General features: G+C 56.6%; 17 protein-coding genes. 9 read left to right on the forward strand and 8 right to left on the reverse strand.

What is annotated here, in order from left to right; all coding sequences use genetic code 11:
* The first annotated feature begins 482 nt into the window (after window positions 1–482).
* Together AC2I9W_RS02365 and AC2I9W_RS02370 are read left to right on the forward strand one after the other, a co-directional pair.
* Window positions 483–1,211, forward strand: a complete 729-nt coding sequence (locus tag AC2I9W_RS02365) for a phospholipase D family protein (protein ID WP_486408441.1) — start codon at window positions 483–485, stop codon at window positions 1,209–1,211.
* Window positions 1,212–1,350: 139 nt separating this feature from the next.
* Window positions 1,351–2,916, forward strand: a complete 1,566-nt coding sequence (locus AC2I9W_RS02370) for a TIGR04141 family sporadically distributed protein (RefSeq protein WP_486408702.1) — start codon at window positions 1,351–1,353, stop codon at window positions 2,914–2,916.
* 137 nt (window positions 2,917–3,053) lie between these two features.
* Here AC2I9W_RS02370 and lpdA read toward each other — a convergent pair whose 3' ends face one another.
* From lpdA to aceE, 4 genes are all read right to left on the reverse strand, one after another.
* Complete coding sequence (gene lpdA / locus AC2I9W_RS02375) at window positions 3,054–4,955, reverse strand: dihydrolipoyl dehydrogenase (RefSeq protein WP_486408442.1); 1,902 nt, start codon at window positions 4,953–4,955, stop codon at window positions 3,054–3,056.
* A 91-nt stretch (window positions 4,956–5,046) separates the two neighbouring features.
* Window positions 5,047–5,922 (reverse strand): hypothetical protein, encoded by an 876-nt coding sequence (locus AC2I9W_RS02380; protein ID WP_486408443.1) that lies wholly within the window; start codon window positions 5,920–5,922, stop codon window positions 5,047–5,049.
* Window positions 5,923–6,055: 133 nt separating this feature from the next.
* Complete coding sequence (gene aceF / locus AC2I9W_RS02385) at window positions 6,056–7,783, reverse strand: dihydrolipoyllysine-residue acetyltransferase (RefSeq protein WP_486408444.1); 1,728 nt, start codon at window positions 7,781–7,783, stop codon at window positions 6,056–6,058.
* Window positions 7,784–7,801: 18 nt separating this feature from the next.
* Window positions 7,802–10,516 (reverse strand): pyruvate dehydrogenase (acetyl-transferring), homodimeric type, encoded by a 2,715-nt coding sequence (gene aceE / locus AC2I9W_RS02390; protein WP_486408445.1) that lies wholly within the window; start codon window positions 10,514–10,516, stop codon window positions 7,802–7,804.
* Between the two features lie 311 nt (window positions 10,517–10,827).
* On the opposite strand from aceE, the gene AC2I9W_RS02395 reads away from it, so the two are divergent.
* The 6 genes from AC2I9W_RS02395 to AC2I9W_RS02420 all read left to right on the forward strand — a co-directional run bounded on the left by AC2I9W_RS02395 (window position 10,828) and on the right by AC2I9W_RS02420 (window position 18,442).
* A complete protein-coding gene (locus AC2I9W_RS02395) occupies window positions 10,828–13,395 on the forward strand; it encodes a PAS domain-containing sensor histidine kinase (RefSeq protein WP_486408446.1) in 2,568 nt (855 codons plus the stop codon).
* Window positions 13,392–14,045 (forward strand): response regulator transcription factor, encoded by a 654-nt coding sequence (locus AC2I9W_RS02400; protein ID WP_486408447.1) that lies wholly within the window; start codon window positions 13,392–13,394, stop codon window positions 14,043–14,045. The genes AC2I9W_RS02395 and AC2I9W_RS02400 overlap by 4 nt, the downstream gene beginning before the upstream one ends.
* Window positions 14,046–14,190: 145 nt before the next feature.
* Entirely contained in the window at window positions 14,191–15,045 is an 855-nt protein-coding gene (gene folD, locus AC2I9W_RS02405) for a bifunctional methylenetetrahydrofolate dehydrogenase/methenyltetrahydrofolate cyclohydrolase FolD (protein WP_486408448.1), read from the forward strand.
* Window positions 15,046–15,250: 205 nt separating this feature from the next.
* The gene (locus AC2I9W_RS02410) at window positions 15,251–17,302 is read left to right on the forward strand and encodes a M3 family metallopeptidase (protein ID WP_486408449.1); all 2,052 of its coding nucleotides are present in this window, start codon (window positions 15,251–15,253) and stop codon (window positions 17,300–17,302) included.
* A gap of 218 nt (window positions 17,303–17,520) precedes the next feature.
* Window positions 17,521–18,120, forward strand: coding sequence for a glutaredoxin domain-containing protein (locus AC2I9W_RS02415; RefSeq protein ID WP_486408450.1), 600 nt, complete (start codon window positions 17,521–17,523; stop codon window positions 18,118–18,120).
* A 16-nt stretch (window positions 18,121–18,136) separates the two neighbouring features.
* Window positions 18,137–18,442 (forward strand): hypothetical protein, encoded by a 306-nt coding sequence (locus AC2I9W_RS02420; RefSeq protein WP_486408451.1) that lies wholly within the window; start codon window positions 18,137–18,139, stop codon window positions 18,440–18,442.
* A gap of 108 nt (window positions 18,443–18,550) precedes the next feature.
* Here the strand turns inward: AC2I9W_RS02420 and rpiA are convergent, their stop codons facing one another.
* Entirely contained in the window at window positions 18,551–19,249 is a 699-nt protein-coding gene (gene rpiA, locus AC2I9W_RS02425) for a ribose-5-phosphate isomerase RpiA (protein WP_486408452.1), read from the reverse strand.
* Window positions 19,250–19,283: 34 nt separating this feature from the next.
* Here rpiA and AC2I9W_RS02430 point away from each other — a divergent pair, with 34 nt between their 5' ends.
* Window positions 19,284–20,330 (forward strand): quinone-dependent dihydroorotate dehydrogenase, encoded by a 1,047-nt coding sequence (locus tag AC2I9W_RS02430; RefSeq protein WP_486408453.1) that lies wholly within the window; start codon window positions 19,284–19,286, stop codon window positions 20,328–20,330.
* 96 nt (window positions 20,331–20,426) lie between these two features.
* On the opposite strand, the gene AC2I9W_RS02435 is transcribed toward AC2I9W_RS02430, so the two are convergent.
* Genes AC2I9W_RS02435 through AC2I9W_RS02445 form a run of 3 tightly spaced genes read right to left on the reverse strand, consistent with a single transcriptional unit; the run spans window position 20,427 to window position 21,542 of the window.
* Window positions 20,427–20,801, reverse strand: a complete 375-nt coding sequence (locus tag AC2I9W_RS02435) for a hypothetical protein (protein WP_486408454.1) — start codon at window positions 20,799–20,801, stop codon at window positions 20,427–20,429.
* Window position 20,802: 1 nt separating this feature from the next.
* On the reverse strand, window positions 20,803–21,204 hold the full coding sequence (locus AC2I9W_RS02440) for a phage holin family protein (RefSeq protein WP_486408455.1): 402 nt from the start codon (window positions 21,202–21,204) through the stop codon (window positions 20,803–20,805).
* Window positions 21,205–21,230: 26 nt separating this feature from the next.
* Window positions 21,231–21,542: a glycine zipper domain-containing protein gene (locus AC2I9W_RS02445; RefSeq protein ID WP_486408456.1), complete on the reverse strand. Its 312-nt coding sequence runs from the start codon at window positions 21,540–21,542 to the stop codon at window positions 21,231–21,233.
* Between the last annotated feature and the right edge of the window lie 517 nt (window positions 21,543–22,059).

The following is a 22,059-nucleotide window of genomic DNA, read 5'->3' on the forward strand; positions in this document are numbered from 1 at the left end:
TCCCGATCAGGAAATATTCTGCTGTTTCACTGCAGGCACAGAGTGATATTGATCGATCGGGAAATTCATCAAACAGCTCACCCTCTGTCGATGACGACAAAGCGATACTGATTTGATAGCTGTTTGCGCTTATTGCAATTGGGGTTGAGTCGGTTTTGGCTTGTTATATTGTTCTAGCCTCATGCCATGCTTCATGGACAGGAACCGGGTTTTCCCCCGGCGGGGCGAGAACCGGCCTCTGTCACTGGCGACGATATATCGCAGAAAAACGCCCTTGAGGTTTCCCTCATCAAAAAACAGAAAAATCCTGCTCTAATCTTTATGCAGACTACGCTAGCTGCTATTAATTTTGATAAATATTTCATTCTTATCAAAACAACAAATAATTTATCGCACTTGATTTATAGACAAATTGTTTCAGAAAAAAGAGCGTTGCTTTTAGACTCAAGGTCGGAGATATCTTGGAAATCGCTTGAAACAATATGGCCAAATTTTTAAATACGTCAGCGACCAATTACTTTCTTGAAGAACTGATCAAGGGAGCCAAGGAAAGGCTGGTACTCATCAGCCCCTTTCTCAAACTCAAAGATCGCATCAAGGAACTTTTGGAAGACAAAAACCGCTTGAAGATCGATGTGCGCATCGTCTACGGAAAAAGCGAGCTTCAGCCCCAGGAAATTGAATGGCTCAAGGCACAGAGCTATATCCGCACCAGCTTTTGCAAAAACCTGCATGCCAAGTGCTACCTGAACGAAGAAAACGCCATCGTCACCAGCCTGAATCTCTACGAGTTCAGCCAGATCAATAACAACGAGATGGGCATCCTTATCCGCCGCGATGACGATGCAGAGCTCTACAAAGAAACTTATGAAGAGGCACAGCGCATCATCCGTATCAGCGATGAAGTTCGGATCAGCATGGAGCGTGTCAGCTCCGTCGAGCAGGAAGCAAGCTCCACCACTTCAAGCACCGAGAGCAGTGACGATGAAGTCTGCAACAATGGCATTCAAAAACTATCCACCTCCAAGATTGCAGCCAAGCACGGCATGAAAACTGCCGAGTGGCTGACCAAGGCTGTTGACGCGAAATTGCTGACTACTGAAGGTGATCGGCATTACTTCACGCCTGCAGCCAAGCAAGCGGGAATTGAATTTGTGGCTAAGTCGCGGTTTGGGCCTTATTTTTTATGGCCTGAAGATTTTATTTTTTAATATTTTATACATCATGAGCAACTCAAATAACTCGAAGAAACCATACATTTATTTAAATGCTTTTTTAGTCAAAGATGAATTCAAAACAAAATCTTTTGAAAGCTTTCTAAAAGATGTGACATCTGTAATTCCTTACTAAATTAAAAATGTACATGAAGTAGATGGGATTATTTACATAAAAAAACAAGTCACCTCATCCCCAAAATGGAAGTTCTTTGCAGATCAATTAGCTGAAGAAGACATAGTAGATTTAAACAACTTATCTAGCTCTGCAATTATCATAGTTCGCTCTAACGAAGCAACAATGATCTTTTCTTTCGGCTATGGAAGATTTTTAATTGACTCAAAATATTTGGTTCAAGACTTTGGAATAAAAACAGCATTAAACACATTGAACCATAATAGTCTCAGATCCGTAGATTTACTAACATTGGATGAGCAGGCTGTTCAAAAGAAATCACAGGCATCTAGAGAGACTAGTGCGCATATATTTGGAATAGACATCTCAAAAGATGTGCTTAGAGCAGTTACAGGATCTGCCAAAAATGGCGTGACCTACAAAAATATTTCCGGAGGCGATTCAATATATTCTTTTGGAACAGAATTAGAGCCGCATGAAATTCCAGATTTGATACAAAATCTGTACAACCACTACAACAACAATGATTATCAAATAAACTTTGATTGGGTTGATAATATAAGAAGAATTAAAGACAACTCCAGTATTTCAGAATTAGACGAAAAACTGCTAGAAGATATTTCATCCGCAAACCCAAGTTTCACAATAAGCATTCCAGAACTAGTGAAATGGGATGAAGTATTAGGCTTCAGTTTCACAAGAAGCAAAAACGATATCAAACCAATAATTCATACGTCAGATTATATAAAAAATATAGATATATTAAAATTAAATATAGAACTTCTGAAAAGCGACAAACTATTCTTAAATAAAAACGATGGCGAAATACTAGATTTTAAAATATATAATTCAATTTATTACGAAGTTTCAATAAATAGCAAAAATAATATTTTATTTAATGGAATATGGTATGAGGTAGATAATAATTTCAGCACAAGAATTGAGCAAACGCTGTCTCAAATCAAAGAATCCTCAATAAATTTCCCCCCCGTAAATAAAATTGTGGTCAAAAATAATGGAAAAAGCATAACATCAATTGAAAGCGAAGGTGACTACAACGCCCGGGTTGCTCAATCTCTAAAATTACATTTACTTGACAAAAAGCTAATAAAAAGCACAAGAAAAACCACGCCAATTGAATTGTGCGATTTGCTTTCCAATAACAAAGATTTTATACACGTTAAGCATAGAAAAGGCGGATCAGCTGGTCTAAGCCATCTTTTTTCTCAAGGATTTGTTTCCAGTGATCTTTTATTGTCAGACAAAGAGTTTAGAAGTAAGGCGAGAAGAAAGTTAAAAAGCATAAGAAACGGATTAGAAAATAAAATCACACTTAATAAAATAAATAGCAATGACTACAAAATAGTTTACTTAATACTTGGAGATAGCCAGGCAAATGTCATCGCAAATTTGCCATTTTTTAGCAAAATTAACTTAGCGAACTACTATGAAAACCTCACTCAACGTGGATTTCAAGTAAATATAGCCGCCGCAGAAATTGCACCTGCACCTGCACCTGCACCTGCACCTGCACCTGCACCTGCACCTGCTAGTACAGCAACTTAGAAGATCACAAATCTTAGTTTTTGTTGGATTACACCTACCAGACTAGACTCACCCATAGTCAATCCAAGCAGCACCTACTTTCAACAACTAAAAAGGCAGCCCGAAGGCTGCCTTTGATTTAAGCAATCTGCGAGAGCTTACTTGCGCACAGGTGGCACGTCCGTGCAAGAACCGTGCGCCACTTCCGCGGCCATGCCGATGGACTCGCCAAGGGTTGGGTGGGGATGGATGGTCTTGCCGATGTCCACGGTGTCTGCGCCCATTTCGATGGCCAGGGCGATTTCACCGATCATGTCGCCGGCGTGCGTGCCGACCATGCCGCCGCCCAGGATGCGGCCGTGGCCGTGGGCTTCGGGGGAGTCGTCAAACAGCAGCTTGGTGAAGCCTTTGTCGCGGCCGTTGGCGATGGCGCGGCCCGAGGCAGCCCAGGGGAACAGGCCCTTCTTGACCTTGATACCTTGTGCCTTGGCCTGGTCTTCGGTCAGACCCACCCATGCCACTTCTGGGTCGGTATAGGCGACCGAAGGAATCACGCGGGCGTTGAAGGCAGCGGAAGCCAGTTCCTTGTTGCCTTGCAGTTCACCGGCGATGACTTCAGCGGCCACATGCGCTTCGTGCACGGCCTTGTGTGCCAGCATGGGCTGGCCCACGATGTCGCCGATCGCGAAGATGTTGGGCACGTTGGTGCGCATCTGGATGTCAACTTCGATAAAGCCGCGGTCAGTCACGGCCACGCCAGCCTTTTCGGCGCTGATCTTCTTGCCATTGGGCGTGCGGCCCACAGCTTGCAGAACCAGGTCGTAGGTCTGGGGTTCGGGCACGGTGACGCCATCCTTGGCAGGAGCGAACGTGACCTTGATGCCTTCGGGCGTGGCTTCGGCACCCACGGTCTTGGTGTTGACCATGATGTTGTCGAAACGCGGTGCATTCATCTTCTGCCAGACCTTGACCAGATCGCGGTCGGCGCCTTGCATCAGGCCGTCCATCATTTCCACCACATCCAGGCGGGCGCCCAGCGTGCTGTAGACGGTGCCCATTTCCAGGCCGATGATGCCGCCGCCCAGAATCAGCATGCGCTTGGGCACAGCCTTCAGGTCCAGGGCGCCGGTGGAATCCACCACGCGCTCGTCCTTTGGCATGAAAGGCAGGTGCACGGCTTGCGAGCCGGCAGCGATGATGGCGTTCTTGAACTGAACGATCTTCTTGCTGCCGGTCTTCTCTTGACCTTCACCCGTGGTTTCTTCCACTTCGAGGTGGTTGGCAGACACGAAGTTACCGTAGCCGCGCACGACGGTGACCTTGCGCATCTTGGCCATCTGGCCCAGACCGCCGGTCAGCTTGGCTATGACCTTTTCCTTGTGGCCGCGCAGCTGGTCGATGTTGACTTCAGGAGCGGCGAACTTGACGCCGGCCACTTCCAGGTGCTTGACTTCGTCCATCACAGCGGCCACGTGCAGCAGCGCCTTGGAGGGGATGCAGCCCACGTTCAGGCACACGCCGCCCAGCGTGGCGTAGCGCTCGACCAGCACGACCTTCAGGCCCAGGTCGGCAGCGCGGAAAGCTGCGGAGTAGCCGCCAGGGCCACCACCGATGACGACCACGTCGCAGTCCATGTCCACGGTGCCGGCATAGTTGCTGGCCACGGGAGCAGGCGCGGAAGTGGAGATGGGCGCCGCTACAGGAGTAGAAGCTGCTTGCGCTGGTGCAGCAACGTTTCCAGCATTGTTTGATGCTGAATTGCTTGCAGCTGTTGCGGGAGCAGCTTCTTTTTCAGGAGCAGCCGCAGCAGTTGCGGCATCGGCAGCCACTTCCAGCGACAGAACGACAGAGCCTTCGGCAACCTTGTCGCCGACCTTGACCTTGACTTCCTTCACCACGCCAGCGTGGCTGCTAGGAATTTCCATGGAGGCCTTGTCGCTCTCCACGGTGATGAGGGACTGGTCCACGGCCACGGTGTCACCGGGGTTGACCAGCAGTTCGATCACGCCCACTTCGGCGAAGTCGCCAATGTTGGGCACCTTGATATCGATGAGGCTCATATGCGCTCCTATCTTGGTTTTTGTCTCTGTGCGGCCTGATTGCTCAGGCTGCTAAAACGGTTTGTCTCGGTCCAAAGCCTGGGTCTCGCCCTCAGCTCCAGTCAAAAGTCAGCAGTACGGTACGGCTTTCGGGCTCGTAGAACAGCAGGGTTTCGGTGCCGGTGTGCGCAAAGGCATCGGCATTGGCACTGCAGATGAACTCGAAGTGCGCGCCGGTCTCGGGGTGGATGGGGTGAATGCCATCCTCGGTTCCGACATCGCTGAGGAGTTCATTGGTCAGATTGCTCCAGTTGCCCCCCCAGGAGGAGCCCCCCAGCACGCCGAGCAGATAGCGCCCGGAGGTGGTTTCGTAGCAATCCGTTCCCGCTTCATACAGCGGCAGTTTTGCCACTTCGGCTGCGTCATCCCACTCGTTCGCCGCATTCCAGCCATGGGCCAGAAAGTCTTGCCTTGCCTGCGCATAGGCAGCGTGCTGGCTTGCATAGTGCAGCTCCATCACATCGCGCCATGAGTATTGGGACTCGTGGTGCAGTGCAAACGGAGGCTCTGCGCCCAGCTTGACCAGCTCGCGGTGCATGTCGCGTACCTCGCGCCAGTCCAGCGTTTTCACCGCCCAGTCGGCGCGGTCCTGCTCCAGCATGAAGTAGCGCCAGTCGCCCAGCAGCTCGTACTTGCCTTGTTCGTTGAGTTTGAAAGCCAGCCAGTCAGGCTTGAGCAGCGCGTTGCCGAACTCTTCACCGCCCCACTCCCCCACTTGCCCTTCATAGGGCTCGCAAGGAGCGACGAGATGAATCGGCCCGCTCCAGCTCTCGTCGAGCAGCGCCAGATCGATGGTGACCAGCGGCAGAAAATGCCGCGCGTACTTCTCGACCGGCTCGGCAAAGACGTCAGCGGCATCCGGAAAAGGCCGGATGCCGGGGATGACGCCTCGCAGATGCTCGATGGGGTGCTGTCTCAGGTTCTTCATCTCACTCATGTCGCTAGCTGACGGAACAGGCTGGCAAGGTGAAGCGCAATGCATCTAAAAAGATAGCTGCTTGCGCAGTTCAGATAAGCGCTACAGGCCGATTTCACTAAAAACCGGCCTACCCTTCAGCGGCTTAGAGCAGGATGCGGCGGTAGTCAGCCAGCACAGCGCCCAGATAGGCGTTGAAGCGTGCAGCGGCTGCACCGTCGATGACGCGGTGGTCGTACGACAGCGACAGAGGCAACATCAGGCGCGGCTGGAAGGCCTTGCCGTCCCACACGGGCTGCATGCTGGACTTGGACAGACCCAGAATGGCCACTTCAGGCGCATTCACGATAGGCGTGAAGTCGGTGCCACCAATGCCGCCCAGCGACGAGATGGAGAAGCAGCCGCCTTGCATGTCTGCCGCGCCCAGCTTGCCGTCACGGGCCTTCTTGGCCAGCTCGCCCATTTCCTGGCTGATCTGCAGAATGCCCTTCTTGTCGGCGTCCTTGAGCACGGGAACGACCAGGCCGTTCGGTGTGTCAGCGGCAAAGCCGATGTTGAAGTACTGCTTGTAAACCAGAGTGTCGCCGTCCAGAGAGGCATTGAACTCGGGGAACTTCTTGAGCGCAGCGACCACAGCCTTGATGACGAAGGCCAGCATCGTCACCTTGATGTCGCTCTTGGCCTTAGCCTGCTCAGCATTGGTGGACACGCGGAAGGCTTCCAGCTCGGTGATGTCGGCCAGGTCATTGTTGGTGACGTGGGGGATCATCACCCAGTTGCGATGCAGGTTGGCGCCCGAGATCTTCTTGATGCGCGACAGGTCCTTGCGCTCGACGGGGCCGAACTTGGCGAAGTCGACCTTGGGCCATGCCAGCACTTCCAGGCCGCCGACGTTGCCGCCAGCAGACTTGGGAGCGGAGGCTTGCTGCGCCAGCGTCTGCACGGCACCGGACATCACCGACTTGGTGAACGCCTGAATGTCCTCAGCCGTGATGCGGCCCTTGTTGCCCGAGCCCTTAACTTCCGCCAGAGGCACGCCCAGCTCACGCGCAAACTTGCGCACGGAAGGCGATGCGTGGGGCAGCTGACCCGAAGGAGCCACGGTGGGGTTGTGCGCAGCAGGTGCAGCAACCGGAGCAGCAGCCACAGGTGCAGGTGCTGCAGCCACGGAGGCTGCGGCAACGGGAGCAGCTACAGGTGCAGCAGCCTGGGCAGGCGCAGCCACGGGAGCGGCAGCTTGCACAGGAGCGGCTGCGGGCGCAGCGCCCTGCACCGTGATCTGACCGACCACGTCACCGATGTTGACGGTGTCGCCCAGCTTGATGGTCAACGCGGTGATGGTGCCAGCTGTTGGCGATGGAATTTCCATCGATGCCTTGTCGGACTCCACGGTGAACAGCGATTGCTCGACGGTCACGGTGTCACCCACCTTGACCAGCATCTCGATCACAGCCACGTCCTTGAAGTCACCGATATCGGGGATCTTCAGGTCCACGGTGGACGACGCTGCATGCTCTGCAGGTGCCTCGGCCACAGGAGCGGCCGCCACTGGAGCAGCCACCGGTGCAGGTGCAGATACCGGTGCTTCAGCCACGGGAGCAGGAGCAGCCGCCTGAGCCGGTGCGGCAACCGCGTCAGCGGTTTCCAGCACCACGATCACAGAGCCTTCCTTGACCTTGTCGCCCAGCGCAACCTTGACCTCTTTGACCACGCCAGCGTGGCTGGAGGGGATCTCCATGGAGGCCTTGTCGGACTCCACGGTCAGCAGGGACTGCTCGACCTTGATGGTGTCACCCACCTGGACCAGCACTTCGATCACGCCAACTTCGGAGAAGTCGCCAATGTCGGGGACTTTGATGTCTGTCAATGCCATGTTCAATATCTCCCGTTCTTAGGCGTACAGCGGGTTGATCTTGTCGGTGTTGATACCGTACTTCTTGATCGCTTCGGCCACGGTGGTCGCGTTGATCTTGCCTTCATCGGCCAGACCGCGCAGGGCAGCCACCACGATGTAGTGACGGTTCACCTCAAAGTGCTCGCGCAGCTTGGAGCGGAAGTCCGAACGGCCAAAGCCGTCGGTACCCAGCACCTTGTAGGTACGGCCCTTGGGTATGAAGGGGCGGATCTGCTCGGCGTAAGCCTTCATGTAATCGGTCGATGCGACCACGGGACCTGCGTGGGCAGCCAGTTGCTGCGTCACGAAAGGCACCTTGGCAGCTTCCAGGGGGTGCAGCATGTTGAAGCGCTCCACGTTCTGACCTTCGCGGGTCAGTTCGTTGAACGATGGGCAGCTCCAGACGTCGGCAGCAACGCCCCAGTCCTTTTCCAGCAGCTCTTGCGCAGCAAAAGATTCACGCAGGATGGTGCCGGAGCCCAGCAGTTGAACGCGCAGGCCGCTCTCAGGCACCTTCTGGCCGGGCTTGACCATGTACATGCCCTTGAGAATCTGCTCTTCCGTGCCAGGCTGCAGGCCGGGCATGGGGTAGTTCTCGTTCAGCAGGGTGATGTAGTAGAAGATGTTTTCCTGGTTCTGCACCATGCGACGCAGGCCGTCTTGCATGATGACTGCCACTTCGTGAGCGAAGGTGGGGTCATAGGACACGCAGTTGGGAATGGTGTTGGCCAGGATGTGGCTGTGACCGTCTTCGTGCTGCAGACCTTCGCCGTTGAGCGTGGTGCGGCCGGAAGTGCCGCCCAGCAGGAAGCCGCGCGCTTGCAGGTCGCCCGCTGCCCAGGCCAGATCGCCAATGCGCTGGAAGCCGAACATCGAGTAGTACACATAGAACGGGATCATGACCCGGTTGCTATGGCTGTAGCTGGTGGCCGCAGCGATCCAGCTGGACATGCCGCCGGCTTCGTTGATGCCTTCTTGCAGGATCTGACCGGCCTTGTCTTCGCGGTAGTACATCACCTGGTCCTTGTCGACCGGGGTGTATTGCTGTCCAGCGGGGTTGTAGATACCAATCTGACGGAACAGGCCTTCCATACCGAAGGTACGGGCTTCGTCCACCAGGATGGGCACCACGCGAGGGCCGATGTTCTTGTCGCGCAGCAGCTGCGTCAGAAAGCGCACATAAGCCTGGGTCGTGGAGATTTCACGGCCTTCGGGTGTGGGCTCCAGAATGGCCTTGAAAGTGTCCAGCGAAGGAGCGGTGAACTTCTCGTCGGCTTCCTGACGGCGGTGTGGCAGGTAGCCACCCAGCGCCTTGCGGCGCTCGTGCAGGTACTTCATCTCCGGCGTGTCGTCGGCCGGCTTGTAGAAGGGGATGTCCGCGATCTGGCTGTCGGGGATCGGGATGTTGAAACGGTCGCGGAAGGCCTTGATGTCCTCGTCACTCAGCTTCTTGGTCTGGTGAACGTTGTTCTTGCCTTCACCAATCTTGCCCATGCCAAAACCCTTGACGGTCTTGACCAGCAGCACGGTAGGTTGACCCTTGTGGCTGTTGGCGGCGGCGAACGCAGCGTAGACCTTCTGGGAGTCGTGGCCACCACGGCGCAGGTTCCAGATCTCATCGTCGGACATATGCTCGACCATCTTCAGCGCGCGAGGGTCGCGGCCGAAGAAGTGCTTGCGCACGTAGGCGCCATCATTGGCCTTGAAGGCCTGATAGTCGCCGTCGTTGCACTCCATCATGATCTTCTTGAGAACGCCGTCCTTGTCTTTGGCCAGCAGCTCGTCCCAGCCCTTGCCCCAGATCAGCTTGATGACGTTCCAGCCAGCACCGCGGAATTCGCCTTCCAGCTCCTGGATGATCTTGCCGTTGCCGCGCACCGGACCATCAAGGCGCTGCAGATTGCAGTTGATGACAAAGATCAGGTTGTCCAGCTTCTCACGCGAAGCCAAACCGATAGCGCCCAGGGACTCCACTTCGTCCATTTCACCGTCGCCACAGAACACCCAGACCTTGCGGTTTTCGGTGTTGGCAATGCCGCGTGCGTGCAGGTACTTCAGGAAGCGTGCCTGGTAGATGGCCATCAGCGGGCCAAGGCCCATGGACACCGTGGGGAACTGCCAGAAATCGGGCATCAGCTTAGGGTGGGGGTAGCTCGACAAGCCCTTGCCGTCCACTTCCTGACGGAAGTTCAGCAATTGCTCTTCAGAGATACGGCCTTCCAGGTAGGCGCGGGCATAGATACCGGGCGAGACGTGACCCTGGATATACAGGCAGTCACCGCCGTGGTTTTCGTTCTCGGCATGCCAGAAATGATTGAAGCCAGCCGCAAACATATTGGCCAGCGAAGCGAAAGAGCCGATGTGACCACCTAAATCACCGCCGTCAGCGGGGTGCAGGCGGTTGGCCTTGACCACCATGGCCATGGCATTCCAGCGCATGTAGGCGCGCAGGCGGCCTTCCAGCTCCAGATTGCCGGGGCACTTGGCCTCTTGGTCCACCTCAATGGTGTTCACATAACCGGTATTGGCAGAGAACGGCATGTCCACGCTGTTCTGGCGTGCATGCTCCAGCAATTCTTCGATCAGCTTGTGAGCGTAGTCTGCGCCTTCACGATCGATCACCGCCGAGAGGGCATCCATCCACTCGCGCGATTCTTGTTGGTCCAGGCCGGCGGGCAGGCCAGCGCCTTGGGGATCAGTCTGAGCTGTCATTTGAAGTGTCTCCTTCGAGAGAGGGGTAGCTTTTCACCGAAGCAGTGAGTGCTGCATCAGGCTATGGCAGTCAATGCCATCTCCACTGAATGCAGGGCACAGCACCTTCGGGTGCTCCCCGGATTAAACCGATTCACTGTGTCGATCGTTGGCAAGTTTCGCACATTTTTTTTGAATTTCAAATTATGCTTTGTGATTTCACTATATAAAAAAATGTTGCAAATGCACATACAGAGAGGACTCTGAAAACTGTCTTCCAAGCGACAGAAATAGTCGCAGATTCCACTGGGTCTCTCCCCTACACTCTCGGTATGCAAACAAGCAATCAAGAACTGGGACAAGAGGTCACAAAAAGCGTGCAATCTGTTGCATCTCCTGTGCGCTGGTGGCGCAGTTGGTGGCGCAGCCTCTCTCCCACCAGGCAGGACCGTTATGCGGCCCTGGCGCCCCTGGCGGCAGTGCTGATGTTCATGGCTGCAATCATTGCCTCGTTCTGGTATTTGCGCACGGAAGAAGTGGATCGTGAGCAAGAAGCACTGCGCCGCGACGTGGAATATGCGCAGCAACGCGTGCGTCTGCGCCTGCTGGAGCGTCAAGAGCAACTCATGCGCATGGCACGCGACCTGGGTAACCGCGAAGTACGCAAGGCAGATTTCGAGGCTCGAACGGAATCTCTGATCAACCAGTACCCAGAGTTGCAATCTGTTTCCTGGGTCAACGACAAGCGCCAAGTGGTCTACACCCAGGCTGCACCTACCGTAGCCACCGACCAGTTACGCGTCGTTGGAGAAGGCCTGCACCGGGGCCCGACCTTGCAGGCCTACGAGCAAGCCCGAGAGATGCTGCAACCCATCTACGTGCAGGAAACGACTCAGCCCGATGAGTTGCCTCCCTTGCTGCAATTGCACGTCCCCATCAGCAACAACAACCGTTACCTGGGCGAGCTACTGGCCGAGTTTTCAGTAGATAGCCTGCTGCGCTATGGAACGCCCACTGAAGTCATGGCCCGCTACGCCATCACCATGCGTGACACCAACGGTCAAGTGCTGGCAGGGTCCCCACTGACACCTCGCAAAACACCGAGCGACCTGCTGCACTGGCGCGCCATTGCCAACGAATACGAAGTGCCTGTCTCCCCCGTCGGGACGGCACTTGTCATGCGCGCTCAGGCCTATCGCACTTCGCTGGGTGTGGTGGGTAGCGGCCTGTTCTGGCTGGTGGGCACTCTGTCAGCCATGACGTCTTGGTTGCTGCTGGCCACCTGGCGTCACACTCGGCGTCGCCAGCGTGCCCAAGAAGCTCTGGTGGCCGAGACCAACTTCCGTCGCGCAATGGAGAACTCCGTGCTGACCGGCATGCGTGCCCTGGACTTGAATGGCCGCATTACCTATGTAAATGCCGCCTTCTGCCAGATGACAGGCTGGAGTGAAAAAGAGCTGGTAGGTCAACTACCACCCTACTCTTACTGGCCGGACAACGATTACGACAATCTGCACTCACAACTGCGCGAGGAGTTGTCGGGCAAAACCATCGTCGGCGGCTTCCAGGTACGGGTGAAGCGCAAAAACGGCAGCTTGTTCGACGCGCGCCTGTATGTATCGCCGCTGATTGATGCACACGGCCAGCACACCGGCTGGATGTCGTCGATGACCGACATCACAGAGCCCAATCGTATCCGCGAGCAGCTTTCTGCATCCTATGAGCGATTTACCATTGTGCTGGAAGCGCTGGATGCTTCTGTTTCCGTAGCACCTTTGGGCAGTGCAGAGCTGCTGTTTGCCAACAAGCTCTATCGTCAGTGGTTTGGCTCGCATACCGAAGGACATCTGCAACTGGTGGCTCAGGCTGGAAAACTGCCGCTGCGTCGCCAACCAGAGGCTGAGGATGAAGATGGCCTGATGGGGCTGCCGACTGGCTCCATCACCGAGTCGCGTAGCGAAAATGCCGAAATCTTTGTCCCCAGCTTGGGCAAATGGCTGGAAGTACGCTCCCGCTATCTGAGCTGGGTGGACGGACGCCTGGCTCAGATGGTGATTGCCACCGACATCACTCAGCGCCGCCTGGCCGAAGAGCAGGCTGCTGCCCAGGCCGAAAAAGCCCAGACCGCCAGCCGCCTCATCACGATGGGGGAAATGGCCTCCAGCGTTGCCCACGAACTCAACCAGCCTCTGACCGCCATCAGCAACTACAGCTCCGGCATGCTGACTCGTCTGGAGAACGGCACGCTCACACCGGAGCAGATGAAGTTTGCACTGGAAAAAACGGCCCATCAGGCCCAGCGCGCAGGACAGATCATTCAGCGCATTCGCTCCTTTGTGAAAAAGAGCGAGCCCAATCGCATGCTGGCGCAGGTCGATGAGATGGTTAGCGAAGCGCTTGAGCTGGCCGGCATCGAGCTGCGCAGGCGCAATGTCCAGCTGAGCTCACATATTGCCGAACGCATGCCCCCGATAATGGCTGATGCCATTCTCATCGAGCAGGTCCTCATCAATTTGATGAAAAATAGTGCGGAGTCCATTGACATATCGGGTCGTCCGCTGGGCCAGCGAAATGTGGAATTACGCGTGCGCCCTCAAATGTTTGAAGGCCTGCAGGGCGTGGAATTCACGGTGGAAGACACGGGCAAGGGCCTGCCGCCAGAAGTGCTGGAGCACCTGTTTGAAGCCTTTTTTTCCACCAAAAGTGAAGGCATGGGCATTGGCCTGAACCTTTGCAGATCCATTGTTGAGTCTCACCAAGGTCGAATGCGCGCCGAGAACCTCTACAATGGAACCGAGGTCATTGGCTGCCGGTTCTCGTTCTGGCTGCCGTTGGCAACGGGTGTGGAGACAACAACACTCACCACGACAAGCGAACCCATAAAGAGGACGATTGCATGAGTTTGATTCCCAAAAAAGGCACTGTTTACGTAGTTGATGACGACGAAGCAGTTCGCGATTCCCTGCAATGGCTGCTGGAAGGCAAGGACTATCGCGTCCGCTGCTTTGACTCCGCTGAGACCTTTCTGTCACGTTACGACCCCCGCGAAGTGGCCTGCTTGATCGTCGACATCCGCATGGGCGGCATGACAGGTCTGGAACTGCAAGACCGCCTGATCGAGCGAAAGTCACCTCTGCCTATCGTGTTCATCACCGGCCACGGCGACGTGCCCATGGCAGTGAACACCATGAAAAAAGGTGCGCTGGACTTCATCCAGAAGCCTTTCAATGAGGAAGAACTGCTGGGTCTGGTCGAGCGCATGCTGGATCACGCTCGCGAGGCTTTCACCGGTCACCAGCAAGCTGCCAGCCGTGACGCTCTCCTGGCCAAGCTCACCGGCCGTGAAGCCCAGGTGCTCGAGCGCATCGTCGCCGGTCGCCTGAACAAGCAGATCGCTGACGATCTGGGCATCTCAATCAAGACTGTGGAAGCCCACCGCGCCAACATCATGGAAAAGCTCAATGCCAATACCGTGGCCGATCTGCTCAAGATTGCCCTGGGCCAAGGCCAGACCAGCGCAGCAGCCAAAGCTGCGGCTGCCCTCAACTAACGGCTTGCACGAAACTTGAGCTTGCCCCAATCGCGAGATAATTAAAGGAGCACTATTGAGGCCAGCGCCTCAGTAAACTCCTATTTTGATAGCTGCTAGTGCTTGTGTATCAAGGGCTAGCAGCATTTTTATTGGTAAACCAGCAATGACAGCCCAAATCATCGACGGCAAAGCCCTCTCCGAACAACTGCGCAAGGAAGTCGCCGTGCGCGCGACTGCCCTCAAGGCCAAGGGCGTCACACCCGGCCTGGCCGTGATTCTGGTGGGCGACAACCAGGCCTCTCAAGTCTATGTACGCAACAAGGTCAAGGCCTGCGAGGACGTTGGCTTCCATTCGGTGCTGGAAAAGTACGACGCCTCCATGACTGAAGCCGAGCTGCTAGCCCGCGTTGAAGCGCTGAACAACGACCCCAGCATCCACGGCATTCTGGTGCAGTTGCCCCTGCCCAAGCACATTGACGACCACAAGGTCATCGAAACCATCTCGCCCGCCAAGGATGTGGACGGCTTCCACGTGGCCAGTGCCGGCGCACTGATGGTGGGCGAAGTGGGCTTCAAGGCCTGCACACCCTACGGCTGCATGAAGATGCTGGAATCCATTGGCATGAAGGACCTGCGCGGCAAGCACGCCGTGGTCATCGGCCGCTCCAACATCGTGGGCAAGCCCATGGCCATGATGCTGCTGGCTGCCAACGCCACCGTCACCGTCACGCACAGCGGCACGGCCGACCTGGCCGCCATGACCCGCCAAGCCGACGTCATCGTCGCCGCCGTGGGCAAGGTCAATGTGCTGACCGCCGACATGGTCAAGCCTGGCGCCGTGGTCATCGACGTGGGCATGAACCGCAACGCCGAAGGCAAGCTCTGCGGTGACGTGGACTATGCAGGCGTCAAGGAAGTGGCGGGCTACATCACCCCTGTGCCCGGTGGTGTCGGCCCCATGACGATTACCATGCTGCTGGTCAACACCATGGAATCTGCGGAGCGCGCAGCGCCCTGACACCCCCTGAGCCGCTGCGCGGCTTCCCCCTCTCTGCTTCGCGGAGGGGGACGACAGCTTTGCTGCGAGGCGGCTCTTGCTTGCTGTCTCTGGCCTAAAACCAGCTCAGTGCGCTGCTGACCACAGACTGACGCTATCACTGCCATAGCAAAACATTGCGATCGCAGCGCTTGATTTTCTAGACCTTGCCGGCACCTAATACAGCATGAGCAATCCACTTCTCGAATCCTCCTCCCTGCCCTTGTTTGATCGCATTCAGCCTGCGGATGTGGCGCCCGCCATCGACACTTTGCTGTCACGCGCCAGCGAGGCGCTGGAGACCGTGGTGGCATCTGACTTCCCCGCGCAATGGGAAGCCATCTCCGCCGTGCTGGATGTGGCCACTGAAAAGCTGGGCACGGCCTGGTCGGCCATCAATCACCTCAACAGCGTGGCCGACACGCCCGAGCTGCGTGCCGCATACAACGAAGCACTGCCCAAGGTTACCGAGTTCTGGACCAACTTGGGTGCCGACGAGCGGCTGTACGCCAAGTACAAGGCCATTGACCCCGCCAGTCTGAACAATGAGCAGCGCGCCGCCTGGGACCACGCCATGCGCGGTTTTGTACTTTCGGGTGCCGAGCTGCAAGGCGCGGCCAAGGAGCGTTTTGCGCAGATTCAAGCGCGCTCTGCCGAACTGGCGCAGAAGTTCAGCGAAAACGCTCTGGACGCAACCGATGCCTTTGCCTACTACGCCAGCGCAGAAGAGCTCGAAGGTGTCCCTGCCGACGTGATTGCCGCCGCCAAGGCCGCTGCCGAAGCCGATGGCAAAGAGGGCTACAAGCTCACGCTGAAAATGCCCAGCTATCTGCCCGTGATGCAGTTTGCCAAGAGCAGCGCACTGCGCGAGAAGATCTATCACGCCTACGTCACCCGCGCCTCCGACCAAGCCGAAGGCGATGCTGCCAAGTTTGACAACACGGCAGTGATGAAGGAAATCCTGGCCCTGCGCCAGGAAGAGTCTCAGCTGCTGGGCTACAAGAATTTCGGCGAAGTCTCGGTGGTAACCAAGATGGCCGACTCGCCCCAGCAAGTCATAGACTTTCTGCGCGATCTGGGTCAGCGCGCCAAGCCTTACGCCGAAAAGGACGTGGCCGATCTGCGCGCCTTTGCCAAGGCCGAGCTGGGCATTACAGACCCTAAGCCTTGGGACTGGGCCTTTATCGGCGAAAAGCTCAAGGAAGCCCGTTATTCCTTCAGCGAGCAGGAACTCAAGCAATACTTCCCCGCGCCCAAGGTGCTGGCCGGCCTGTTCAAGATTGTCGAAACCCTGTTTGAAGTCTCCATTCGCCGAGACGAAGCACCAGTGTGGAATTCCTGCGTGGAGTTCTATCGCATCGAGCGCGCCACCGCCCAAGGGCCGCAACTGGTCGGCCAGTTCTATCTGGACCCGCAGGCCCGCAAGGGCAAGCGCGGCGGCGCCTGGATGGACGATGTACGTACGCGCTGGCTGCGCCCCGATACGCACCAGCTGCAAACGCCCGTGGCTCATCTGGTCTGCAACTTTGCCTCAGGCGTCGATGGCAAGCCCGCCTTGCTCACCCATGACGATGTGATCACCCTGTTCCACGAAACTGGTCACGGCTTGCATCACATGCTCACCCAGGTCAACGAGCGCGATGTCTCTGGCATCTCCGGCGTGGAGTGGGATGCCGTTGAGCTGCCCAGCCAGTTCATGGAAAACTTCTGCTGGGAATGGGATGTACTCAAGCACATGACCGCCCATGTGGACACGGGCGAAGCCCTGCCCCGCGCGCTTTACGACAAGATGATTGCGGCTAAGAACTTCCAGTCCGGCATGCAGACTCTGCGCCAGATCGAGTTCGCACTGTTTGACATGCTGCTGCACACCGAGCACAACCCCGCCGATGACTTCATGGCGCTGCTGAACAAGGTGCGCACAGAGGTCGCCGTGCTGCCGTCACCCGCTTACAACCGCATGGCCCACACCTTCAGCCATATCTTTGCAGGCGGCTATGCCGCTGGCTACTACAGCTACAAGTGGGCCGAGGTGCTGAGCGCCGACGCCTACGCCGCGTTTGAAGAAACCGCGCTGGCCGATGGCTCGCCCAACCCCGAAACCGGTCGCAAATACCGCGAGTCGATTCTGGAAGCCGGTGGCGCCCGCCCTGCCATGGAATCCTTCAAGGCCTTCCGTGGACGCGAGCCGCAGATTGATGCGCTGCTGCGCCATCAGGGCATGGCCGAAGTCGCCTGATCGCGCGTTTCACCGTCCAAGCCAGACACACGCCCTGCGCTGCAGGGCGTTTTTATGGGCGTGCCAGATCAAACGCACAGGCAAATCCCAAGCCGATAGGCCGCAGATGCCGTTATGCTCAGGCTCCACTCTTGTTTGTCATACCTTCTTCGCATATGCCACGCAGTCATTCACGCCCTGTTCTGTCCACCGCTTTTGTCATAGCCTGTATCAGCCTGATGGCATCTGCCGCGCAGGCTCAGGGCGTCTATCGCATCGTCGGCCCCGATGGCCGCGTGACGTTTTCGGACCGCGCGCCAAATGCAGCACAGGCACAGCCCAGCGCCCCCCCCCTTCCCGCCAATGCCGCCACCACTGGCAGCGCACTGCCTTATGCGCTGCGCCAGGTGGCCGAGCGCTACCCAGTCACGCTGTACAGCGGCAAGGACTGCGAACCCTGCGACGAGGCGCGCGAATATCTGCGTGGGCGGGGCATTCCGTTTGGCGAGCGCACCATCGAAACTTCCGCCGATGTCAGCGCGCTCAAGAAGCTCAGCGGCCAGGAAGGCCTGCCTTTTGCCACCATTGGCAATCAGCACCTGAAAGGCTTTGCCGCCGACAACTGGAGCCAGTACCTCAACGCCGCAGGCTATCCGACGCAATCCAAGCTGCCGCGCGGCTATCAGGCCGCAGCCGCACGCCCACTGACCACGCCAGCTCCGGCTCCTGCCAGTGCATCCCCGGCCCCAGCCGTCCAACGCCCCGCAGCCCCGCAAGCACCTGTAGCACCGCAACCTGGCACACGCACTGCCGACAATCCGGCCGGCCTGCGCTTTTAAAACCTGACACCCTCCTATGACCAAGCTTTGCGAACTGCATAAATCCGCAGCCCTGCTGGTCATACCGGTGCTGATAACCATGTGGTTTGTCTCAGATGGCGGACTGCGTAATGGCTTAAATCGCTTGGTCTTCGAGCTGGTCGTCGGCGTATTCTTTGCCGGCTACGGCCTGCTATGGGCTGGTGCCGAAATGATCAACTACTGGCGCAAGCAGCCCAACCTATTCAACCAGCGCCTGATACTCTGGTGCTTTTCGTTGATGCTGGCATGGACCGTGCTGGCCACGTTGTTTGAGCAGCTTGATCTGGACACCATTTTTTAGCCAAAAAGGCCTCTAGCGCTTACCCATCAAGAGTAAGCAGCCATTAAATACATAACAAAAAAGCCAGCTGCATTGCGCAGCTGGCTTTTTTGTTCAAGAGGCGCAAGCTCAGTAGGCCAGCGTCTTCACACCTTGCGCCGTACCCAGCAAGCACACAGCAGCCTTTTGATGAGCAAACACGCCCACCGTCACCACACCGGGCCACTGGTTGACTTCGGATTCAAAGGCCAGCGGGTCGGCAATCTTCAGGCCGCGCACATCCAGAATATGCTGACCGTTATCGGTCACCAGCGGTGCGCCATCTTTCAGGCGGATCTGAGCGGTCACGCCTTCGCCCATGGCTTCAAAGCGGCGTGCAATCTGCGCAGCCGCCATGGGAATCACTTCCACGGGCAGCGGGAAGTTGCCCAGCACATCCACGCGCTTGGATTCATCGGCAATACAGACAAAGCGGTCGGCCAAAGCCGCCACAATCTTCTCGCGCGTCAGCGCCGCGCCGCCGCCCTTGACCATATAGCCTTGGCCGTCGATCTCGTCTGCGCCGTCGATATACACGGCCAGACGCTTGACTTCATTGGCGTCAAACACGGTGATACCCAGGGCCTTCAGGCGCTCGGTGCTGGCCACGGAGCTGGAGACTGCGCCAAGAATCTGGTCCTTGATGGTGGCCAATGCGTCGATGAACTTGTTGACCGTGGAGCCTGTTCCCACGCCCACAATTTCACCAGCTACCACATATTTCAGGGCAGCTTGTCCGACCAAAGTTTTCAGTTCATCTTGAGTAAGAGGTGCAGCAGTTGTCGTCATGAGGGAAAATCCAGAGAATCCTGCGATTATCTCCATGTCTCTTATTCCTTACTCCCTGACGCGTCCACTTCTTTTCGGTATGGACCCCGAAGCCGCCCACGACTTCACCATGAATCTCATGGCAAAGGGCCAGAACACCTTGCTGCAAAAAGCCTGGGCTCAACCATTGGTCAACGACCCCGTTGAGCTCGCCGGCCTGAAGTTTCCGAACCGCGTAGGCATGGCCGCAGGCCTGGACAAGAACGCGCGTTGCATCGACGCGCTGGCAGCCATGGGCTTTGGCTTTGTGGAAGTGGGCACCGTGACGCCCCGCCCCCAGCCTGGCAACCCCAAGCCCCGCATGTTTCGTATCCCCGAAAAGAATGCGTTGATCAATCGTCTGGGCTTCAACAACGAAGGCCTAGACGCTTTCCTCGCCAATGTGCGTCGCTCGCAAGTGCGCGCCAAGGGTGAGCCCATGCTGCTGGGCCTGAACATCGGCAAGAACGCCACCACCCCCATTGAAGAGGCCACCAACGATTACATCAAGGCGCTCGATGGCGTCTATCCCCACGCCGACTATGTGACGGTGAACATCAGCTCGCCCAACACCAAGAACCTGCGCGCGCTGCAAAGCGATGAGGCGCTGGATGCATTGCTGGGCGCTATCGCCAATCGCCGCGAACAACTGGCGACTGAACACGGCAAGCGTACGCCCGTGTTTGTGAAGATCGCCCCCGATCTGGATGAAGAACAAGTGGGCGTCATCGCGGCCACGCTGCAGCGCCATGGCATGGATGGCGTGATCGCCACCAACACCACCATCAGCCGCGAAGCCGTCAAGGGCCTGCAGCACGCCGAAGAAACTGGCGGACTGTCCGGCGCGCCCGTGCTGGAAGCCAGCAACCAAATCATTCGCCAGTTGCGCTCGGCATTGGGCAGCCGCTACCCCATCATTGGTGTGGGCGGCATCATGAACGGTGCAGATGCGGTCAGCAAGATTCGTGCAGGTGCGGACGTGGTGCAGATCTACAGCGGCCTGATCTATCGCGGCCCGCAATTGGTCACCGAAGCAGCCCAGGCCATCGCTCATATGCATTAAGAGCGGCTCCATCAGAAGCCTTGCTTCGAATCCGGGGCCGGCACAAAACAAAGCCCGTCAGCAACAGCTTGACGGGCTTTTTTTGTATGTTGCGGGTCAGCTTCGCGTACGTTGCTGCAGCTTCAAGATCCATGGTAGGGCAGCACTACCCCAGCGAATGAGCTTGCGCGGCCCCAAGACCATCAGCAAGCCACCTGCTGCTGCAGTTGCCACAGGGTGAAGGCGCACAAAGGCCATCAGCCGCTCAGGCAAGGGAGCATCTGCATCCACCTGCGATGCCGTCGTCTTGCGCAGAGCCAGAGCTTGGGCCTTGGCTGCGGTCCGTGCCTTGATACGCGCGCGTTGCTTGGCAATACGCGCCAGCACCAACTTTTGCTCAGCGGTGGCGGAGCTCCACAGCAGCTCATCCATACCCAAAGGCATGAGAGGCTCGGCCTCGGCAGAACTCAGGTCAGGAGATATGCTGTTCATGCTAGATCTTCTTTCTCAAAGCTTGCCAGTCAGATTGGAGCTCGCGGCGTGTCAGGCGAAACGGGTTGGAGAGCTGCTTGACAGCACAGAGCAGGCGCCAAAGTCCCAGTCCCCAGACCAGTGCCCAAGCTGCGGCTAGCAGCCAGGCCACCAGTTTGCGGTGTTCACTGTCCCAGAACTGCACCAGGACAGCCATCGAGACAATGATCAGCACCACCACCGTCAGTGCTCCCAGCACGACTGCCAGCACCAACAGCGCCTGCATGCTTCGTTTGTGCTGATGCCATTCCAGCTGTGCCAGATCTACCCGATCTTCAGCGGCAATCGCCGCCTCGTTCAGGTTGGCGCGCCAGCTCTCCAGCAGGGAGTCAAGACCTAAAAGTGAAATCCAGTTCACAGGCACTTGTCCTTTTGTCGCTCAGCAAATGCTTAACGACGGCCCAGCATGAAGCCTAGCAACGCGCCCACAGCCAGGGCAGCGCCGGCAACACGCCATGGCTCGTCATGGGCATAACGATCGGCAACGTCTGCCGCATCACGCGCCTGACGGGCCGCATCTTGCGCTGCACGCACGGCGGATTCGCGCACATGGGCCATCCCATCGTCAAGACGCTGGCGCAAGGCGCTGATTTCAGGAACTTTGTCCAATTCACGGGCAGACAGGAGGCCGCGCAGATCGCTGACCAGTTTTTCCAGATCGTCTTGGGCGTGGGAAACAGCGTCGGAAACAGAGCGTGGCATATCGATCCTTTCAGTTTGACTGCTCTTGGGTATTGCCTACACAAGGTAGTGCAAGAAACAGCTGCGAAGCAACCTGCATCTAGGCTGGCCGCTCATAAAAACTGCAGCATGCAAACATCTTACCGAAAAGCACCAGCTGCAAGTGCTGCTGCTGCAGTGCTCGGATGTCAGACAGCGACTCAAACCCGCCGTTTCCGCACAACGCATGGGCTGGGTTGAGCCAATCAAGCATTCCGAGTCACGACTCATGATGGCAACTGCACGCAAAATCTTTCCCCAACCCAGTTGATCCTCTTAATTCACCCCTATACGCATTGCACCTTGCCGTGTATCCAATGGTTAATAAGCCATTAATCTTTTGATTGCATGCTTAGAGAGTAAAGCGGCAGACATACAGGTTCTATAGATGCAACCTGTCATAAAACTGCTTACTTGTCCCAAATCAAGTTGCGCTAGACCTTTTATTCATATAGTCATATCAACATAAAAGACATTTATTAAATGCTCTTTTATGCAT

Source organism: Comamonas sp. FUJ_7 (assembly GCF_057369555.1).

Excerpts from the sequence above, each read along its gene's own strand:
- AC2I9W_RS02365 (WP_486408441.1), top strand. The coding sequence starts at position 483 with ATGGCCAAATTTTTAAATACGTCAGCGACCAATTACTTTCTTGAAGAA.
- lpdA (WP_486408442.1), bottom strand. The coding sequence starts at position 4,955 with ATGAGCCTCATCGATATCAAGGTGCCCAACATTGGCGACTTCGCCGAA.
- AC2I9W_RS02380 (WP_486408443.1), bottom strand. The coding sequence starts at position 5,922 with ATGAAGAACCTGAGACAGCACCCCATCGAGCATCTGCGAGGCGTCATC.
- aceF (WP_486408444.1), bottom strand. The coding sequence starts at position 7,783 with ATGGCATTGACAGACATCAAAGTCCCCGACATTGGCGACTTCTCCGAA.
- aceE (WP_486408445.1), bottom strand. The coding sequence starts at position 10,516 with ATGACAGCTCAGACTGATCCCCAAGGCGCTGGCCTGCCCGCCGGCCTG.
- AC2I9W_RS02395 (WP_486408446.1), top strand. The coding sequence starts at position 10,828 with ATGCAAACAAGCAATCAAGAACTGGGACAAGAGGTCACAAAAAGCGTG.
- AC2I9W_RS02400 (WP_486408447.1), top strand. The coding sequence starts at position 13,392 with ATGAGTTTGATTCCCAAAAAAGGCACTGTTTACGTAGTTGATGACGAC.
- folD (WP_486408448.1), top strand. The coding sequence starts at position 14,191 with ATGACAGCCCAAATCATCGACGGCAAAGCCCTCTCCGAACAACTGCGC.
- AC2I9W_RS02410 (WP_486408449.1), top strand. The coding sequence starts at position 15,251 with ATGAGCAATCCACTTCTCGAATCCTCCTCCCTGCCCTTGTTTGATCGC.
- AC2I9W_RS02415 (WP_486408450.1), top strand. The coding sequence starts at position 17,521 with ATGGCATCTGCCGCGCAGGCTCAGGGCGTCTATCGCATCGTCGGCCCC.
- AC2I9W_RS02420 (WP_486408451.1), top strand. The coding sequence starts at position 18,137 with ATGACCAAGCTTTGCGAACTGCATAAATCCGCAGCCCTGCTGGTCATA.
- rpiA (WP_486408452.1), bottom strand. The coding sequence starts at position 19,249 with ATGACGACAACTGCTGCACCTCTTACTCAAGATGAACTGAAAACTTTG.
- AC2I9W_RS02430 (WP_486408453.1), top strand. The coding sequence starts at position 19,284 with ATGTCTCTTATTCCTTACTCCCTGACGCGTCCACTTCTTTTCGGTATG.
- AC2I9W_RS02435 (WP_486408454.1), bottom strand. The coding sequence starts at position 20,801 with ATGAACAGCATATCTCCTGACCTGAGTTCTGCCGAGGCCGAGCCTCTC.
- AC2I9W_RS02445 (WP_486408456.1), bottom strand. The coding sequence starts at position 21,542 with ATGCCACGCTCTGTTTCCGACGCTGTTTCCCACGCCCAAGACGATCTG.